Below are 18,203 nucleotides of genomic sequence, written 5' to 3'. Positions count from 1 at the left end.
TCCTTCGTTTTGCAAATAGCAGGAGACTCACGGAGCCTCCGAGTTTGTTAACGCGCCAGCTCGTTCACTGGTGTGCTGACCCGAGGATGCCTCATGGCATAACCGCAGGTCCACCAGTTTCCGTTGCCAATTTTCGCCAACACGTGCAGTCATCTTGCAAATCTTGCGAAGGCCGCAAACGACTGAAACGGTTCAGCGTCTACTCACCAGTAGCGAATACACGCAGGTCAGTACGCCCGTACTGTTTACGAATGCGTTTCAGAGCGCGAAGATCGACGCGACCGCTTTGGTCTCCTCGCCCACGGCGTATGTGAGCGTTGTAACAGTGTGGTCGACGAGATCGGGGCCGAACCGGTCGGTCGAGCCCGGCGGATACGTGTGCCGGATGATCTCGAGCTTGTCGCCCAGTGCCACCGGCAGGTCGTGCTCGATGGTGACCCGCAACGGCGCCGCCAACAACTCGGGCTGACCGAACAGGTAGTCCTCGATCACACTCCAGTACACCGCGTTGTTCATGTGGTCGAAGATGTCGATGTCGCTGACCCGAACGGGGTACTCGCGGATGTGCTCGGCGTCCTCGCGGCTGCCGGCCTTCAGATATGCCTTCCACCTCAACCGGTCCACGTCGGTGGTGCGCTGCAGGCCTTCGATGAAGTCGTCCGCGATGCGCGCCGGCCCCTGGGTCTCCCGGTTGATGTTGATCCAGAACGCCTCGGATTCCATCAGGCCGCCCCGGCGACCGTCGATGCGGACCCGCATCTCACACCATCGGTTGGAGGTTCCCGAACACCACCGCCGCAGCCGCAGAGTGTCCTTGAACACGATGGGCTCGATCAGGTCGATCATGGTCCGGCGCACGATCCACAGCGGGTGGGTCTCCTCGAAGCCCATCTCCCGCAACTGGTCCGACCCGATGTCCTGGATGTGGCGCGTCGCGGCGTCGAACTTCAGCCTGCCCGTGCGGTCGACGTCGGCGACCCGTAAAGGCCAGTGCACGTCGAACACGTCGGGGTGCGGATCAGGTACCGGCATCATCGCTTTGGCCAGTCCCTGGGCCGGCCCCCCGGTGGTCGTCTTCACGGATTTTGATACTGCCACACGGTCCCAGTTGCCAAGTATGCAAATAGTGGCTTCGCAACGTTGCCAGTCCCGGCTACGCTGACTTATCGTGGCCAAAACGTTCGTCGGCGCCCGCGTCCGGCAGCTACGGAGCGAACGCGGTTTCAGCCAGGCCGCGCTGGCACAGACCCTCGAGATCTCCCCCAGTTATCTGAACCAGATCGAGCACGACGTGCGGCCGCTGACCGTCGCGGTGCTGCTGCGCATCACCGAGGTGTTCGGGGTGGACGCCACGTTCTTCGCCTCGCAGGACGACACCAGGCTGATCGCCGAGTTGCGCGAGGTGATGCTGGACCGCGATCTCGACGTCGACGTCGAGCCGGCCGAGATCGCCGACATGGTCGGCGCCCATCCGGCGCTGGCCCGGGCGATGGTCAATCTGCACCGTCGCTATCAGCTCACGACCACCCAATTGGCCGCGGCGACGGAGGACCGGTTCAACGTGGGGGTCAATCCGGGAGGCAGCGGGACCGGGTCCATCACGATGCCGCACGAAGAGGTGCGCGACTACTTCTACCAGCGGCAGAACTACCTGCACGAACTCGACACCTGCGCCGAGGAACTCACCGCGGGGATGCGGATACAACGGGGCGACCTCGCCGGCGACCTGACCGACCGGTTGCGAATCGTGCACGGCGTCAGGATCATTCGCCGTATTGATCTCGGCGAGGGAGTGCTGCACCGTTACGACCCGGCGTCGAAGACCCTCGAGCTCAACGCCCACCTGTCCACCGGTCAGACGGTGTTCCGGATGGCCGCCGAACTGGCCTATCTGGAGTGCGGTGACCTGGTCGACAAGCTCGTCGACGAAGGCCACTTCACCAGCGAGGAGTCTCGGAGGCTGGCCCGGCTGGGGCTGGCGAACTACTTCGCCGCCGCGGCGGTGCTCCCGTACGGCCACTTCCACGAGGTCGCGGAGAAGTTCCGCTACGACGTCGAGCGACTTTCGGCCTACTACTCGGTGAGTTACGAGACCATCTGCCACCGGCTCTCGACGCTTCAGCGGCCGTCGATGCGTGGGGTGCCGTTCTCGTTCGTTCGGGTCGACCGCGCGGGCAACATGTCGAAACGCCAGTCCGCCACCGGTTTTCACTTCTCCTCCAGCGGCGGGACGTGCCCGCTGTGGAACGTCTACGAGACGTTCGCCAACCCCGGCAAGATCCTCGTCCAGCTCGCGGAGATGCCCGACGGCCGCAGCTACCTGTGGGTGGCCCGGACCGTGGAGCGCCGCGCGTCGCGCTATGGTCAGCCTGGTAAGACGTTCGCAATCGGCCTGGGCTGCGAACTGCGCCACGCGCAGCGGCTGGTCTACTCGGAAGGGCTCGACTTGTCCGGTGACCCCGGTGTCCGGGCGACGCCGATCGGCGCCGGCTGCCGGGTCTGCGAACGAGACAACTGTCCGCAGCGTGCGTTTCCGGCACTGGGCCGCGCGCTGGACATCGACGAACACCGCTCGACGGTGTCCCCCTATCTGGTGAGGCAAACGTGAGTGCACCTGCCCGTATCCCACCCGGCGGATTCCGTGAACTGGGTCCGATCAACTGGGCCATCGCCAAGCTCGGCGCCCGCGGCATCCGGGCCCCCCGGTTCAGCCTGTTCAACGTCCTCGGCCGGCATCGGCTGCTGTTCCCGGTGTGGTTGCCGTTGTCGGGCTACCTGCTCTACGCAGGCAAGCTCTCGCGGCGCGACGCCGAGACGGTCATCCTGCGGGTCGGCCATCTGCGCGAATGCGAGTACGAACTGCAGCAGCACCGCAGGCTGGCCCGCTCCCGGGGGCTCGACGCGCAGTTCCAGGCCAGGATCTTCGAAGGACCCGACGCCGAAGGGCTGAGTGACCGTGAACGGGTACTGATCACCGCAACCGACGAATTCGTCGTCACCCGCGGGGTGTCACCCCAGACGTGGCAGGCGCTGGCCGGACATCTCAGCACCCAGCAGCTGATCGAATTCTGTTTTCTGGCAGCGCAATACGACGGGCTGGCGGCGACCATCACGACGCTTGCAGTGCCGCTCGACTTCCCGGACTGAGGCGGCGCGACGCCCGACTGGGCCTCGGCGGGTTCGCCAAGGCTGATGACGTCCTCGCGTTCCTACACCGGCACCTGGCCGGGTCAGCAGATCTCGGCGGCGATGGCGACCCGGTCGCCGCCCCGGGCCTTGGCCTCGTACATCGCCGCGTCGGCAGCGGTGATCACCTCACCGATGTCTGACCCGGACCGCGTGCTGGTGGCAAGGCCGATGCTGACGGTGACGGCCGGTTGCGCAGGCGCTGCGACCGCCGACCGGATCCGCTCGGCGACCGCGCCGGCCTGATCGGCCCGGATCCGGTCCACCACCAGGAACTCCTCACCGCCCCACCGCACCACCACGGCATCGGACCGGACGCTGGCACGGATCCGCCGCGCCGTGCGGATCAGCACCTCGTCGCCCGCCGCATGCCCGAGCGTGTCGTTGACCCCCTTGAATCCGTCCACGTCGATCAGCAGTGCGCACAGGTCGGCGTCGGGCGACGCCTCGTTGAGCCGCTGCATCGAGACCGGCAGTCCGCGACGGTTGGTCAGCTCGGTCAGCGGATCGGTCAGCGACTGCTTGGAACTGCCCTGCAGCAACCAGAAGCCGAACTGCAGGGCCGGCAGGATGCACACGGTCACCAGCAACGCGATCACCGCCCGCGACACCGCCACCTGCAGCCCGTACTCGGGGGTGGACATCGCCAACCACACCGCAATACCCACGACCGCCGCCGTACACCACGCGATGTGGGCCACGTGCAGCCGCGGGCCGTGGAAGAACACCACATACCCGCCGGCGCACAGCAGGATCGGGATCCCCGACATGGCGAGGTTCGGATCGCCGAACAGCAGCGCGGAGAGGGTCATCAGCACGTCGACGAAGACGACCAGCACCGCCGACTCGCGGGGTGACGGCCACGGCAGCACCGCCCAGCGCACCCCCCAGGCCAGGGAACCGACCGCCACGACCGCCCAGCCGACCCGGATCAGCGTGCCGTCGGCGGCAGGCGGGGCGACAGCGTTCAGCGCCGCGAGCGCGCCCATCGTGGTGCCGATGGCGGCGATCAGGTACCGCAGAATGGGCAGGAGCCCGCGGCTGCGCAGAAACTCGATGCGCCACTGGTATTCGTCGCGCTGACGCCACCATTGAAGCAGCAGGCGCATCACGACACCGTCCCCCACCGGCACATTCTCGAGGTTGCCGGTGAACCCCGTCAAGTGACGAAATTCGACGTCGTTGCCGTATCGCCGGTTTGCCAGCTACAGGTACGTCACCCCGAGGACGGTCAGCGACAACAGCACCGGTGACACCGGCAGCGCCCACAGGAACACCGCCCAGATCTCACCCTTGCGCGACCTGCGCTGCCACTGCCGCCAGCCGATCAGCCCGACGATGATGCCGACGACAAACGACACCGCGGCGACGACGAGCACCCACCTCGGCACGTCTGTCGAGGCGATGGCCGCGGAGATGCCTGCCAGCCACAGGATGTGGCCGACCACCAACCCGCCGATCCCGGCGACCCAGATCGCCCTCAACTAGAAGTTGATCATGTGGCCGGCCAGCCCGTGGAAGCACTCCTGCATCGCCTCCGACATCGTCGGGTGGGTGTGGACGTTGCGGGACAGTTCGTTGACGGTCAGATCCCACTTCTGGGCCAGGGTGAGCTCGGGCAGCAGTTCGGAGACGTCGTGCCCGATCAGGTGCCCGCCGAGCAGTTCACCGTATTTTGCGTCGGCGATCAGCTTGACGAATCCGGTCGGATCGCCCAGACCGTGCGCCTTGCCGTTGGCCGTGAACGGGAACTTGGCGACCTTCACGTCGTAGCCCTCGTCTCTGGCCTGTTCCTCGGTGAGACCGAAGCTGGCGACCTGGGGCTGGCAGAAGGTGGCGCGCGGCAGCATCCGGTAGTCACCGAGGGCGAGCGTCTCCGCACCGGCGATGGTTTCGGCGGCCACCACACCCATCGCCTCGGCGACGTGCGCCAACTGCAGCTTGGCGGTCACGTCACCGATCGCGTAGATGTGGCTCACGTTGGTGCGCATGTAGTCGTCGATGCTGATGGCCTTGCGATCCGTCAGCTCCACGCCGGCCTTGTCCAGCCCGAAGCCCTCGACGTTGGGTGCGAAGCCGATGGCCTGCAGCACCTTGTCGGCCTTGAGGTCCTCGGACTTCCCGTCCTTGCTGACCGTGACCGTGACCTCGCCGCCCTCGTCACGGATGGACTCCACCTTGGTGCCGGTGCGGATCTTCACGCCCAGCTTCTTGAACTGCTTCTCGATCTCCTTGGAGACCTCGGCGTCCTCGTTGGGCAGCGCGCGGGGCAGGAATTCGACGATCGTCACGTCCACGCCGTAGTTCTTCAGGACGTAACCGAACTCCATGCCGATGGCGCCGGCGCCGGCGATGATGATCGACCCGGGCAGCTCGCGGGTCAGGATCTGCTTCTCGTAGGTGACGACGTTCTCCGACAGCGACGTGCCCGGGACGAGCCGGGTGCTGGAGCCGGTCGCGATGATCGCGTTGTCGAACTCGACTTTCTCTGTTCCACCGTCGTCGTTGAGATCCACCTCGATGCTGTTGGGACCGGTGAATTTCCCGTAGCCGTGGATCTCGGTGATCTTGTTCTTCTTCATCAGGAAGTGCACGCCGGTGACCCGGCCGTCGGCGACCTTGCGGCTGCGGTCGAACGCTGCACCGAAGTCGAAGCTCACCTCGCCGCCGATACCGAACTGCTTGGCTTCCTTGGTGAAGATGTGTGCGAGTTCGGCATTGCGCAGCAGCGCCTTCGACGGGATGCACCCGACGTTGAGGCACACGCCACCCCAGTACTTGGGTTCGACGATGGCGGTGTTCAGCCCGAGTTGGGCAGCGCGGATAGCCGCAACGTATCCGCCGGGGCCGGCTCCGAGAACGACGACGTCATAGTGGGTCACGCTTTCCCACCCTAATAGGCCCGGCGCGGTCGCTACCGGGTGATCCAGCCGAATACGTAACCGCCGTACAGCACAGCGGCCGCCGCGGTCGACGCGAACGGCGCCGACATCAGCGCGATGGCGGTCGCCGACATCGCCGGTCGGTTCTGCACCATGGCGGTGAGCAGACTGCCGACGATGCACGACACCAGGTAGACCAGCACGGCGAAGACCGGCATGGTCTTGTCCAGCGACTGATACCACCAGTAGTACAGGCCCACCCCGGCCGCCGCCGCGACGATCCACACACCGGTCACGACGAGCACGAACCGCCACCGATTGAGAAACTGGTCGACACCCGGAACCACGAGCGGTTGCGGCGAGTGCAGAGCCGGCGGCACCGGTGCGGGCCCGTCCATGAGGCCCTGAGCGGTGAAGGACCCGGTGAACTCGGGCGTGAACGGCTGGGTGTGTTCACCCTCGCGGTCGCCCTCAGCCACCGGAGGCCACCTGGATCGCGGCCAGCGCTCCGAACCAGCCGGGCCCCACGGCGAGCACCAGTGCCCCCAGCGCGGTGACCCACCGCCGGCTCGAGAACAGGATCGTCAGCAGACCCACGATCGCCGGGACGCCGATCACCACTGCGATCACGATGTCGGGACGCACCGTTGCGGTGACCTCCACGGTGGCGGCGACCGCGGCCATCATGCCGACGGCAACCCCGACGATCATCACGCCGGCCAACACCGACGGACGCGGCAGCGGGATCACGCTCTCGACGATAACGCCGCGGCAGGCCCGATCCCTCGCGGCGCGCCGCCCGCCGCGAAATACCGTTCCGGGTCGTCGCGAGGCCTAATTTCGCAGCCCGGAATGATATTTCGCGAGTGGAATCAGGGCTTCAGCGGGACCGGGCAGGCATCAACGGCCTCGGCCACCACATGGGTCCCGTTCGACGGGGGCCGAACCCCGCGCTCGAAGTCGGCGCCCGTCACCGGCGGCACGGCGCTCAGGGCCCGGTTCTCCTCATCGGTGAACGCCCGGCCCCGGGACAGAAAACGCATGCCCTCAGGTGCCTCCAAGCTGAACCCACCACCGCGCCCCGGCACGACGTCGATCACCAACTGGGTGTGTTTCCACGCGTCGAACTGGGGACCGGAGATCCACACCGGAACCCCGCCGTCGCCGACGTCGAGAACCGCCAGAAGGACGTCCCGGTCACCGACGATGAAGTCGCCGTCGGGATAACACATCGGCGACGACCCGTCGCAGCACCCGCCGGACTGGTGGAACATCAACGCACCGTGGCGCTGCTGCAGGCGTCGCAGGAGTTCGGCGGCAGCCTCGGTGACCAGGGCCCGGTTCGGTGTGTCCACACCAACCATTGTGCTCTCGCTGTTAACCATTGTGCTCTCGCTGTTCTGCGGGTGCACCGGCCGTGCGGGCGGCCCGGACCGCCGGCGCCGTCGACGGCGGCAACAGCAGCCGCCGATCGTCGGGATAACGCAGCTCGAGATCAACCGAACCGGCGAAGCGGTACGGCTGGGCGGCGAGCACGCCGGCGAACTGCTTTCGCAGCCGTGACATCTCCGCGCGCACCGTGACCACCCGTGACCGGTCGCCGTACAGATCCTCGGCGAGCTGCGGGGCTGTCCGCCCCTGTGGTGAAAGCGCCAGGGCCAAGAGGATCTCCGCGTGTCGCAGCGACAGATCATGGGTCCAGTACCCGAATTCGCCTGCCAGCCGCAGCGACGGCCGGTCCGGGTTACCGAAGTCCAGCGTCACCCGCGCCGGCTGCTGCGGGTCGCCCTGATCGTCCCCGGCCGCCGGCCTCACCAGCCAGCCACCGGGAAGGGGTTCGACCGCACACCACCCCAGCGTCGCCAACCGCACCCGACCGGGGGCCAGCTGATCGGGCAGCAGTATCCGGTTGTGCATCGGCATCGCGTCGACCGCCGCGACCCAGCCTTCGGTGTCGACGGCCAGGGCCGGGCTGCCCATCCGCGCCAGGATCGGCGCGGCGAACGCCCGCAGCCGGTTGAGCGTGCGGTCGTGCTCCTGGCGCAACTGGGACTCGGCGAGCCGCGCCACCGCGTCCACCAGCGCGATCGTCGTGGGGTGCACGGTCGGAGCCGGGCCCGAGACGTCGACGACGCCGATCACCTGCCCGGTTCTCGGATCGCGGATCGGCGCCCCGGCGCACGTCCATGGATGGTGGCTGCGCAGGAAGTGCTCGGCAGAGAACACCTGCACCGCGCGCTGGGACACCAGCGCGGTGCCGATCGCGTTGGTGCCCACCGAACCCTCACCCCAGTTGGCGCCTTCGACGAACCCCAGGCGGTCGGCGTTCATCAGCACCGCCGGCGACCCGGAGCGCCACAGCACCCGGCCCTTCGCGTCGGCGACCACCAGGATGTTCGCCCCCTCGGCCACCAGCGACTCCAAGCCGTGGGAGATCTCGTCGAGCACCTCCATCAACCCGGACGCACGCCGCAGCATCTCCAGGGCACCCGTCTCCACCACCGGTTCGGTGCCGACATCGGGGTCGATTCCGCGGGCGATGAGCCGCTGCCAGGAATCGCCGATGACCTCCCGCGGCCGGGCGGGGGCCCGGTTGCCGGCCATCGTCGCGTCGTACACAGCCGACATCAACCGCGCATACCTGCGCGGGTCCTCGCCTGCGGCCACTGCCGGTTCAGGCACGGGCGCACTGCCGATATTGCTGGGCATCGAACCCCAGTGTGCTCCGCATCTCAGCGGTAGACCAGGCCGCCGTCGATGAGGCCGGACTGGCCGGTCATGTAGTCGGCGTCAGGCCCCGCCAGGTACGACACGAAACCGGCGACGTCGTCGGGCGTCTCGGCGCGGCCCAACGCGATGCCGCCGACGAACTTGTCGTAGGTCTCGCCCTCGGCGGCCCCGGTCAGTTCGGCGAAGCGCTTGTCGATCTCCACCCACATGTCGGTGCCGACCACTCCCGGGCAGTACGCGTTGACGGTGATCCCGTCGGCGGCGTGCTCTTTGGCGGCCGCCTGGGTGAGCGCCCGCACCGCGAATTTCGAGGCGCTGTACACCCCCAGCATCGCGAACCCGTCGTGGCCGGCGATCGACGACGCATTAATGATCTTGCCTCCGCGGCCCAGTTCCTTGAACTTCGCAACCGCCGCCTGGGTGCCCCACAGCACCCCGTTGACGTTGATCGCCCACACCCGGGCCACGTCGTCGGCGGTGACATCGGCGATCGGGCCGACCAGGGCGATCCCGGCGTTGTTGACCATGATGTCGAGACCGCCCAGCGCGGAAGCCGCGAAGTCGACAGCAGCGAACACCTGGTCACGATCGCTTACGTCGGCGACGACTGTCGTTGCCTTACAGCCGATGTCGGCGATCTCCCCGGCCACGTACTCGATACCTTCGGGACGCACGTCGAGCAGCGCGACGTCGGCGCCGTCGCGCGCCAGACGCAGCGCGATCCCACGACCGATCCCGCGCCCGGCTCCGGTGACGAGTGCGACTCTGCCGTGAAGGTGTCCCGTGGGGGTCATGCGTTCGCTCCGCTCGGATCGACTCCGGGTGAATCGGTCGGGGCGACCAGCACTTTCATCTTCTTGCCGGCGTGCAGTGCCTCGAACCCCTCGTCGATCACGTCGTCGATCGGGATTCGGGTCACCCACCCGGTGGTGTCGTAGGCGCCCCGGGCCATCAGCGCGATCACCGCTTCGAAGTCCGCGCCGGTGTAACACAGCGACCCCTGGATCCGGGACTCGTTCATCACGAGGTTCAGAAGTGGTGTCTCCAGTGGCTTTTCGTAGATCGCGACGCTGATCATCGGTTTGCGTGAGCCGACACAGGCCAGGGCCGTGGCGACGGCCGGCGCCACGCCGGCTGCGTCGAACACGGCGTCGGCCCCGGCGCCTGCGGTGTGGTCGGCGATCAACTGCGCGACGTCCACGGCTGCCGGATCCAGGGTGGCGGCGCCGAGCGCTTCGACCGCGGCGCGCCGGGTGGGTGAGGGCTCGACGACGAACACGTCCTCGAGTCCTTTGCCGCGCAGCGCGAACCACAGGCCGATACCGATCGGACCGGCCCCGAAGACCATTGCGGTGTCGCCCGGGTGCACGTCGCCGAGCGTCGCGGCGTGGTAGGCCACCGACATCGGTTCGACGAGCGCACCCAGCTCCAGTGACACGTCGTCGGGCAGCGTGTGCAGCATGCTGGTCGGGACGACGGTGTACTCGGCCATGCCGCCGTCGGACATCAGACCGTGGAAGCCGATCTGCCGGCAGACGTTGTAGTTGCCGGCCTGGCACGGGCCGCAGTGGCCGCACTTGTAGATCGGCTCGACCGCCACCCGGTCGCCCTCGTTCCATCCGCTGACGCCGGCGCCGACGGCGGTGATGGTGCCGGAGAACTCGTGCCCGAGGGTCAGCGGCAGCTCCTGCCCGGTCAGCGGGTGCGGCTGGGTCGGGACGAAGATCGGACCGGCGTAGTACTCGTGCAGATCGGTGCCGCAGATGCCGTTGAAGCCGACGCGGACTTTGACGGTGCCCGGTGTGGGCTCGGGTTCGGCGACGTCGTCGATCTCGACTTTGTTCGGTCCGTAGTACACAGCTGCTCTCATATCGGCAGTTCTATGTGACGGCGGCCACAGCGCGAAAGAGTTGCAGGGGGTTGCAGGCCTGTGTGCAACCGTTCGCAACTCTTGTCAGGACCCCGGCGCGGGATGTGTCCTGGCTCACATGACTTCCACTCTCGAATCTCGCACGACTCCCGATCTGACCCCGCAACAACGCGTGGACGCCTGGCTCGCCGACTTCGAAGCCGCCCTGGCTGTGCGCGACGTCCAGCGGGTCGCCGCCATGTTCGCCGTCGACGGTTTCTGGCGCGACCTGGTGTCGTTCACCTGGAACATCAAGACCCTGGAGGGCCGCGACCAGATCGCCGACATGCTCGGCGCCCGGCTGATCGAGACCGATCCGGCGGGCTTCCGGACCCGCGAGCCGGCCACCGCCGACGACGACGTGGTGTCGGCGTTCATCGAGTTCGAGACCGGCGCCGGCCGCGGCGTCGGGCACCTGCGGCTGCGGCGCGACGGTGGGGACGACAGGGCGTGGACGCTGCTGACCGCGCTGCAGGAACTCAAAGGACACGAGGAACGCAAGGGACCCAGCCGGGTCCTGGGCGCCGTGCACGGTGACGATCCGGATCCGCGGTCGTGGGCCGAGAAGCGCGAGGCCGAGGACGCCGAGCTGGGCCGCACCACCCAGCCCTACGTGCTGGTGATCGGCGGCGGACAGGGCGGCATCGCGCTCGGGGCGCGGCTGCGCCAGCTCGGGGTGCCGGCGATCGTCGTCGACCGCCACGAGCGGCCGGGCGACCAGTGGCGCCAGCGGTACAAGTCGCTGTGCCTGCACGACCCGGTGTGGTACGACCACCTGCCCTACATGCCGTTCCCGGCGAACTGGCCGGTGTTCGCGCCGAAGGACAAGATCGGCGACTGGCTGGAGTTCTACACCCGGGTGATGGAGGTGCCGTATTGGTCGAAGACGACGTGCCTGTCGGCGAGCTTCGACGAGGCCGAGCAACGATGGACGGTCGAGGTGGACCGCGACGGGGAGCGACTCACCCTGCATCCCACCCAGCTGGTGCTCGCCACCGGGATGTCCGGTAAACCCAGCGTCCCCACCCTGCCGGGTCAGGACGTGTTCCGCGGCGACCAGCACCATTCCAGCGCCCACCCGGGTCCCGACGGCTACGTCGGCAAGAAGGCCGTGGTGATCGGGTCGAACAACTCCGCCCACGACATCTGCAAGGCGCTCTACGAGAACGGCGTCGACGTGACGATGGTGCAGCGATCCTCGACGCACATCGTGAGGTCGGACAGCCTGATGGAGATCGGTCTCGGAGCCCTCTACTCGGAGCAGGCGGTCGAGTCCGGCATGACCACCGAGAAGGCGGATCTGACGTTCGCGTCGCTGCCGTACCGGATCATGCACGAGTTCCAGATCCCGTTGTACGACCAGATGCGCGAGCGCGACCGCGACTTCTACGACCGCCTGGAGGCGGCGGGATTCGAACTCGACTGGGGCGCCGACGGTTCCGGACTGTTCATGAAGTACCTGCGGCGCGGCTCGGGGTACTACATCGACGTCGGGGCCTGCGAGATGGTCGCCGACGGCAGGATCAAGCTGGCCCACGGACAGGTTGATCACCTGACCGAGGACTCGGTGGTGCTCGCCGACGGCACCGAACTGCCGGCCGACGTCGTCGTCTACGCCACCGGGTACGGCTCGATGAACGGTTGGGCCGCCGACCTGATCGGCCAGGACGTCGCCGACAGGGTGGGCAAGGTGTGGGGCCTGGGCAGCGACACCCCCAAGGATCCGGGGCCGTGGGAAGGCGAGCAACGCAACATGTGGAAGCCCACCCAGCAGCCCAATCTGTGGTTCCACGGCGGCAATCTGCACCAGTCGAGGCATTACTCGCTGTATCTGGCGCTGCAGCTCAAGGCGCGTCACGTCGGCATGGCCACCCCGGTCTACGGACTGCAGGAGGTGCACCACCTGAGCTGACGGGCGACCGGTTGCGCAGAATGGGGGGGTGACCGACGCTCCTGCGCAGACCGACACCGACCCGTACCTCTGGCTGGAGGAGGTCACCGGCGACGACGCGCTGGCCTGGGTCCGGAGCCACAACGAACCGACCGTGGCCGAGTTGGGCGGCGAGCGCTTCGAACAGATGCGCTCCGAAGCGCTCGAGGTGCTCGACACCGACACCCGGATCCCCTATGTGCTCCGGCGCGGTGACCACCTCTACAACTTCTGGCGCGATGCAGACAATCCGCGCGGACTGTGGCGGCGCACCACTCTGGAGAGCTATCGCAGCGAGAAGCCGGACTGGGACGTCGTCATCGACGTGGACCGGCTGGCCGCCGACGACGACGTCAAGTGGGTGTGGGCGGGGGCCGCCGTCATCAACCCGGACCACACCCTGGCGCTGATCAGTCTGTCGCCCGGCGGGTCGGATGCGGCAGTGGTGCGTGAGTTCGACATGCGCACCCGAGAGTTCGTCGACGGTGGTTTCGCGCTGCCCGAGGCCAAGTCGCAGATCACCTGGGAGGACGAGAACACCGTCCTGGTCGGCACCGATTTCGGTGAGGGGTCACTCACCGAGTCCGGCTATCCGCGGGTGGTCAAGCGCTGGCGGCGGGGCCAGCCGCTCGCCGACGCCGAAACGGTGTTCAGCGGCGCCCCGACCGATGTCGTCGTCGCGGCGTCTGTCGATCGCACGGTCGGCTTCGAGCGGACGCTGGTGAGCCGGGCGCTGGACTTCTTCAACGAAGAGGTCTACGAGTTGCGTGCCGGTGAGCTGATCCGTTTCGACGTCCCGACCGATTCGAGCATCTCGGTGCATCGCGACTGGCTGCTGATCGAGCTGCGCACCGACTGGTTCCACGGTGTCGACCGGTATGTCGCGGGCTCCCTGCTGGCGGCCGACTACGACGAATTCCTTGCCGGCACAGCCGAACTGCGGGTGGTGTTCACACCCGACGAGCACACCTGTCTGAACCACTACGCGTGGACCCGCGACCGCCTGGTCGTCGTCACGCTCGCCGACGTGGCCAGCCACGTCGAGGTGTTCACACCGGGGGCCTGGACCAGCGAACCGGTGACAGGGCTGCCGGACAACACCAACACCGTCATCGTCACCGCAGACGACCTGGGAGATGAGATATTCCTCGACTCTTCGGGTTTCGACACTCCGTCGCGCCTCCGCCACGGTGCCGTCAGCGGCGCACTCGGTTCCGAGGCGTTCTCGGTGATCAAACGTGCCCCGTCGTTCTTCGACGCCGCCGACCTCGAGGTGAGTCAGTATTTCGCCACCTCCGACGACGGCACCGCGATCCCGTACTTCGTGGTCGGCCATCGCCATCGGCAGGGTCCGGGTCCGACGCTGCTCGGTGGTTACGGCGGTTTCGAGGTGGCCCGCACTCCGGGCTATGACGGCGTTCTGGGCAGGCTGTGGCTGGCCCGCGGAGGGACCTACGTGCTGGCCAACATCCGCGGCGGCGGCGAGTACGGACCCGGCTGGCACACCCAGGCCATGCGTGCGGGCCGTCATCTGGTGGCCGAGGACTTCGCGGCGGTGGCAAAGGATCTGGTGGCCCGCGAGGTCACCACGGTCGAGCAGCTCGGCGCGCAGGGCGGCAGCAACGGCGGATTGTTGATGGGCATCATGCTCACGCAGTACCCGGAGTTGTTCGGCGCCTTGGTGTGCAGTGTCCCGCTGCTGGACATGCGCCGCTTCCACCTGCTTCTGGCGGGGGCCTCGTGGGTGGCCGAGTACGGAAACCCCGATGACCCCGAGGACTGGGAGTTCATCTCGAAATACTCTCCTTACCAGCATGTTTCGGATGATCGCCGGTATCCTCCGGTGTTGATCACCACGTCCACCCGCGACGACCGGGTCCACCCCGGACACGCACGGAAGATGACTGCCGCACTCGAGGCAGCCGGCCAGCCGGTGCGCTACTACGAGAACATCGAGGGCGGCCACGCGGGCGCCGCGGACAACGCACAGACCGCGTTCCGCGCGGCGCTGGTCTACGAGTTCCTGCTGCGGACACTGAGTGAGGAGCAGTCGTGACGCCGGGATTGCCACCACGCAGCAGGACACCGCGATGGGGCCTGCTGGAATACCGTTCCGGCGCAGGGGCTCTCATCGTGGCTGTGGCGCTGTTGTTGACCGGCTGCACACAGCAGATCCAGGGTACGGCGGTGACGGCGGCCGGCTCCGGCCCGGCGCCCACAGTCGGCGACGGCGAGTGTGCCGAAGTCTCTGCCCCTCTCGCCGACATCCCGACCAAGGGAGCTCGGGAGCCGCAACTGCGGATCCCCATCCCGGCCGGTTGGGAGCGCAACTCCATGATGGACAGCCAGGTCATCCGTTACGCCATCGTCGCGCCGCGCCTGGCCACCGGCAGATTCGCCCCCAACGCCGTCGTCACCCTCGAATCGGTGCGCGGCGTCCCGCCCGCCGAGACCGTGTTCGACGAGAACCGGTCCAACCTGGTTCAGCTGATGGGCGCGTCCAACCTCAGCACCGAGAGCAACACCACCTGCGGGTTCCCCTCGGAGACCACCGATTACACCGCTCCGGCGATGGGCCCGGCCCCCGAACGGCCGATCATCATGCATGCGGTCGTCGCCAGCACCGGGACCATCACCTACCTGGCGACGTTGACGATCCAGGCGGCCACCGACGACGACCGGGCATACCAGGACGACGCACAGCAGATCGTCGACGGGTTCCAGGTGCTGCTGCAGTGAGAAGGGACGCCGATGTCTGAGGTGTTGTTGATCGCCGGTGCTCTGGCACTGGTGCTCGCCTTCGTCGTCCCCGGGAAGGACACCGCGCAGTTGCCCAAGCGCGCTGTGAAACGCCGGATCTACTGGACGGGCTCGGCCGTCGGCGGAGTGCTGCTGTTCCTCGGCGGCCTGCCCGACATCCAGAGTTCCCTCGCCTTCGTCGCCGCGACGGTGATCCTGATGACGGGCTGGGCGTACTTCCGCACTCCGCACCTCAAGATCGGCGGGCAGATCCGCTCTGCTTACGCCCCGTACCGCGAGCCCGACCCGCCACCGGGAATGTAACGCCCGCCGTCTCTGCGGGCACTACGTCGTGATGGTCGCGCTGTCTGAGAGCGGGACCCGTGTCCGAGAGGATCGTCATGACCGGCGTCACGAAGAATGTCACCCACTACCCCGCCACCGACCGAACCGGTCCGGTCACCCTGGAGCGAATGGGCGGGGGGCTCGCCCGCTACGGGCTTGTTGTCGTCATCGCGTGGATCGGTGCGCTGAAATTCACCGAGTTCGAGGCCAACGGGATCGCACCGCTCGTCTCCAACAGTCCATTCATGAGTTGGGTCTACGACGTGTTCTCCGTCGGCACGTTCTCGTTGTCGCTCGGTGCGCTGGAACTGGGCGCCGCAGCGCTGATCGCCGTCAAACCGTGGTGGCCCAGGGTGTCGATGGCGGGCAGCGTCATCGCCGTCGGCCTGTTCGTCGCGACGCTGAGTTTCCTGTTCACCACACCCGGGGTGTTCGAGGCATCAGCGGGCGGCTTCCCCGTCCTGTCGTCGACAGGTCAGTTCCTGATCAAGGACGTTGCGCTGTTAGGTGTCGCGGTGTGGACGCTGACCGACGCATTACGCAGTTCCCGGCGCTGACCGGTATTACCCTCTCGCGTAGATGACCACATCTGTGGACGAGGCCGACCTGATCGCCGCGCTGCGGGCGCGCGACGAATCGGCCTTCGCGGAGCTCGTCGACCTGCACACCGCCGCGATGCTGCGGGTGGCACGCGGGTATGTCGCCAGCCGAGAGATCGCCGAGGAAGTGGTGCAGGAGGCCTGGGTCGCGCTGATCAAGGGGATCGACACCTTCGAGGGTCGGTCGTCTCTGCGCACGTGGTTGTTCACGGTGATGATCAACATCGCCAAGAAGCGCGGCATGCGGGAGCGCAAGGACCGCGACATGCAGATCGCCGCCTTCACCGGCGGCACCGTCGACCCGGCCCGGTTCCGCGGCGGCGACGACGAGTGGCCGGGCCACTGGACGGACGACTCGACGCCCTCGGCGTTCCCCACCTCCCCCGAGGGCGCTGTGCTGGGCGGGGAGTTGATGGCAGTGGCGCGCCGGGAACTGGACAGACTCCCGGAACGGCAACGCATCGTCGTCACCCTGCGCGACGTCCTCGACATGGACTCCGACGAAGTGCGAAAGCTGCTCGACATCAGCGTCGCCAACCAGCGCGTGCTGTTGCACCGCGGCCGGGCTGCCGTACGACAAGCCCTCGAGGACTATCTGAAGGACGCGATGTGAGCCACGAAGACATGGCCTGCGACGAGCTCGTCGAGTTGATCACCGCCTACTTGGACGGGTCTCTGGATCCGGACACCCGGACCCGGTTCGACGAACATCTTCTCGAATGCGACGGCTGCGCGAGCTACCTGCAGCAGTTCCGGGCGACCGTGGCGACGCTCGGCACGATCGGTTACGACGAGATCGAGCCTGCGTTTCGCCGCAAGCTGCTCGACGCGTTCAAGAACCTGCACTAACCGGTCGAGCCGGGCCAGTTCCTGGCTGGGGCCGAGCCACAGCGTGTACGCCTACGTGCTCGACTCCCGGGGGCCGGGGAGGTAGGACTGAACCGTGGCGACTGATTTTCAGACCGTGCTGTATCGCGCCGAGGGTCCGGTAGCGACAATCACCTTGAACCGTCCCGAGCACCTCAACACCATCGTTCCCCCGATGCCCGACGAGATCGAAGCGGCGATCGGGCTCGCCGAACGTGATCCGGCGGTCAAGGTCATCGTGCTGCGCGGCGCCGGGCGGGCGTTCTCGGGCGGGTACGACTTCGGTGGCGGATTCCAGCACTGGGGTGAGTCGATGAACACCGACGGCCGGTGGGACCCTGGCAAGGATTTTGCCATGGTGAGCGCCCGCGAGACCGGGCCCACGCAGAAGTTCATGGCGATCTGGCGGGCCTCCAAGCCCGTCATCGCGCAGGTGCACGGCTGGTGCGTGGGCGGCGCCAGCGATTATGCGTTGTGCGCCGACCTGGTGATCGCCAGCGACGACGCCGTCATCGGCACGCCGTACGCCAGGATGTGGGGCGCCTACCTGACCGGCATGTGGCTGTACCGGCTGTCCCTGGCGAAGGTGAAGTGGCACTCGCTGACCGGTGAACCGCTCACCGGAAAGGAGGCTGCCGCAGTGGAACTCATCAACGAATCGGTTCCGTTCGAACAGCTCGAGGCGCGGGTGGCCGAGATCGCGGCCCGGTTGGCGACCATCCCCCTGTCGCAACTGCAGGCGCAGAAACTCATCGTCAACCAGGCCTACGAGAACATGGGGCTGGCATCGACCCAGACGCTCGGCGGGATCCTCGACGGCTTGATGCGCAACACCCCCGACGCCGAGCGGTTCATCAACACCGCCGCCACCGCCGGGGTGCGGACCGCGGTCGAACGTCGCGACGGCCCGTGGGGTGACTACAGCCAGGCACCTCCCGAGCGGCGCCCCGACCCGTCACACGTGATCAACCCGTAAGAACCCCCGCCGGAACGGTATTCCAGCAGGCCCGCACGCC

Annotated in this window: 20 protein-coding genes; 10 read left to right on the top strand and 10 right to left on the bottom strand. The window is 67.3% G+C overall.

Features of this window, described 5'->3' with window-relative positions; translation table 11 throughout:
* Window positions 1–258: 258 nt before the first annotated feature.
* Window positions 259–1,035, bottom strand: coding sequence for an acyl-[acyl-carrier-protein] thioesterase (locus tag BEMPMBAN_RS09675; protein WP_159230335.1), 777 nt, complete (start codon window positions 1,033–1,035; stop codon window positions 259–261).
* A gap of 133 nt (window positions 1,036–1,168) precedes the next feature.
* Here BEMPMBAN_RS09675 and ramB point away from each other — a divergent pair, with 133 nt between their 5' ends.
* Entirely contained in the window at window positions 1,169–2,608 is a 1,440-nt protein-coding gene (gene ramB / locus BEMPMBAN_RS09670) for an acetate metabolism transcriptional regulator RamB (RefSeq protein WP_159230134.1), read from the top strand.
* Window positions 2,605–3,147, top strand: coding sequence for a carboxymuconolactone decarboxylase family protein (locus BEMPMBAN_RS09665; RefSeq protein ID WP_159230133.1), 543 nt, complete (start codon window positions 2,605–2,607; stop codon window positions 3,145–3,147). The genes ramB and BEMPMBAN_RS09665 overlap by 4 nt, the downstream gene beginning before the upstream one ends.
* Window positions 3,148–3,230: 83 nt before the next feature.
* On the opposite strand, the gene BEMPMBAN_RS09660 is transcribed toward BEMPMBAN_RS09665, so the two are convergent.
* From BEMPMBAN_RS09660 to BEMPMBAN_RS09620, 9 genes are all read right to left on the bottom strand, one after another.
* The gene (locus tag BEMPMBAN_RS09660) at window positions 3,231–4,349 is read right to left on the bottom strand and encodes a GGDEF domain-containing protein (RefSeq protein WP_234897384.1); all 1,119 of its coding nucleotides are present in this window, start codon (window positions 4,347–4,349) and stop codon (window positions 3,231–3,233) included.
* Between the two features lie 42 nt (window positions 4,350–4,391).
* On the bottom strand, window positions 4,392–4,670 hold the full coding sequence (locus tag BEMPMBAN_RS09655) for a hypothetical protein (RefSeq protein WP_159230132.1): 279 nt from the start codon (window positions 4,668–4,670) through the stop codon (window positions 4,392–4,394).
* Window positions 4,671–6,068, bottom strand: coding sequence for a dihydrolipoyl dehydrogenase (gene lpdA / locus BEMPMBAN_RS09650; protein ID WP_159230131.1), 1,398 nt, complete (start codon window positions 6,066–6,068; stop codon window positions 4,671–4,673).
* Window positions 6,069–6,100: 32 nt separating this feature from the next.
* Window positions 6,101–6,466 carry a hypothetical protein gene (locus tag BEMPMBAN_RS09645; protein ID WP_234897397.1) on the bottom strand — a complete coding sequence of 122 codons (366 nt, stop codon included), beginning with the start codon at window positions 6,464–6,466 and terminating at the stop codon, window positions 6,101–6,103.
* A 73-nt stretch (window positions 6,467–6,539) separates the two neighbouring features.
* Window positions 6,540–6,818, bottom strand: a complete 279-nt coding sequence (locus BEMPMBAN_RS09640) for a putative holin (protein WP_234897383.1) — start codon at window positions 6,816–6,818, stop codon at window positions 6,540–6,542.
* Between the two features lie 122 nt (window positions 6,819–6,940).
* The gene (locus BEMPMBAN_RS09635) at window positions 6,941–7,423 is read right to left on the bottom strand and encodes a DUF779 domain-containing protein (RefSeq protein WP_159230129.1); all 483 of its coding nucleotides are present in this window, start codon (window positions 7,421–7,423) and stop codon (window positions 6,941–6,943) included.
* 22 nt (window positions 7,424–7,445) lie between these two features.
* Window positions 7,446–8,777 carry a helix-turn-helix domain-containing protein gene (locus BEMPMBAN_RS09630; RefSeq protein ID WP_159230128.1) on the bottom strand — a complete coding sequence of 444 codons (1,332 nt, stop codon included), beginning with the start codon at window positions 8,775–8,777 and terminating at the stop codon, window positions 7,446–7,448.
* A 23-nt stretch (window positions 8,778–8,800) separates the two neighbouring features.
* On the bottom strand, window positions 8,801–9,592 hold the full coding sequence (locus tag BEMPMBAN_RS09625) for an acetoin reductase (protein ID WP_159230127.1): 792 nt from the start codon (window positions 9,590–9,592) through the stop codon (window positions 8,801–8,803).
* Window positions 9,589–10,668, bottom strand: a complete 1,080-nt coding sequence (locus tag BEMPMBAN_RS09620; protein WP_159230126.1) for a 2,3-butanediol dehydrogenase — start codon at window positions 10,666–10,668, stop codon at window positions 9,589–9,591. The genes BEMPMBAN_RS09625 and BEMPMBAN_RS09620 overlap by 4 nt, the downstream gene beginning before the upstream one ends.
* 118 nt (window positions 10,669–10,786) lie before the next feature.
* Between BEMPMBAN_RS09620 and BEMPMBAN_RS09615 the strand changes: the two genes are divergently transcribed.
* The 8 genes from BEMPMBAN_RS09615 (at window position 10,787) to BEMPMBAN_RS09580 (ending at window position 18,163) form a co-directional block, all read left to right on the top strand.
* Window positions 10,787–12,619, top strand: a complete 1,833-nt coding sequence (locus BEMPMBAN_RS09615; protein ID WP_159230125.1) for an NAD(P)/FAD-dependent oxidoreductase — start codon at window positions 10,787–10,789, stop codon at window positions 12,617–12,619.
* Between the two features lie 28 nt (window positions 12,620–12,647).
* Window positions 12,648–14,693: a prolyl oligopeptidase family serine peptidase gene (locus BEMPMBAN_RS09610; RefSeq protein WP_159230124.1), complete on the top strand. Its 2,046-nt coding sequence runs from the start codon at window positions 12,648–12,650 to the stop codon at window positions 14,691–14,693.
* Window positions 14,690–15,376, top strand: a complete 687-nt coding sequence (locus BEMPMBAN_RS09605; protein ID WP_234897382.1) for an LpqN/LpqT family lipoprotein — start codon at window positions 14,690–14,692, stop codon at window positions 15,374–15,376. The genes BEMPMBAN_RS09610 and BEMPMBAN_RS09605 overlap by 4 nt, the downstream gene beginning before the upstream one ends.
* A gap of 12 nt (window positions 15,377–15,388) precedes the next feature.
* On the top strand, window positions 15,389–15,700 hold the full coding sequence (locus BEMPMBAN_RS09600) for a hypothetical protein (RefSeq protein ID WP_159230123.1): 312 nt from the start codon (window positions 15,389–15,391) through the stop codon (window positions 15,698–15,700).
* Window positions 15,701–15,849: 149 nt separating this feature from the next.
* Complete coding sequence (locus BEMPMBAN_RS09595) at window positions 15,850–16,278, top strand: YkgB family protein (protein ID WP_159230331.1); 429 nt, start codon at window positions 15,850–15,852, stop codon at window positions 16,276–16,278.
* A 22-nt stretch (window positions 16,279–16,300) separates the two neighbouring features.
* Window positions 16,301–16,933 (top strand): RNA polymerase sigma factor, encoded by a 633-nt coding sequence (locus tag BEMPMBAN_RS09590; RefSeq protein WP_159230122.1) that lies wholly within the window; start codon window positions 16,301–16,303, stop codon window positions 16,931–16,933.
* An 11-nt stretch (window positions 16,934–16,944) separates the two neighbouring features.
* Window positions 16,945–17,169, top strand: coding sequence for an anti-sigma factor family protein (locus BEMPMBAN_RS09585; protein WP_159230330.1), 225 nt, complete (start codon window positions 16,945–16,947; stop codon window positions 17,167–17,169).
* 94 nt (window positions 17,170–17,263) lie between these two features.
* Window positions 17,264–18,163 (top strand): crotonase/enoyl-CoA hydratase family protein, encoded by a 900-nt coding sequence (locus BEMPMBAN_RS09580; RefSeq protein WP_159230121.1) that lies wholly within the window; start codon window positions 17,264–17,266, stop codon window positions 18,161–18,163.
* Window positions 18,164–18,203 lie beyond the last annotated feature (40 nt).

The sequence above is a fragment of the Mycolicibacterium austroafricanum genome (assembly GCF_902705885.1).
Lineage (GTDB): Bacteria > Actinomycetota > Actinomycetes > Mycobacteriales > Mycobacteriaceae > Mycobacterium > Mycobacterium vanbaalenii_A.
This window is presented reverse-complemented; position numbering and strand designations above follow the sequence as displayed.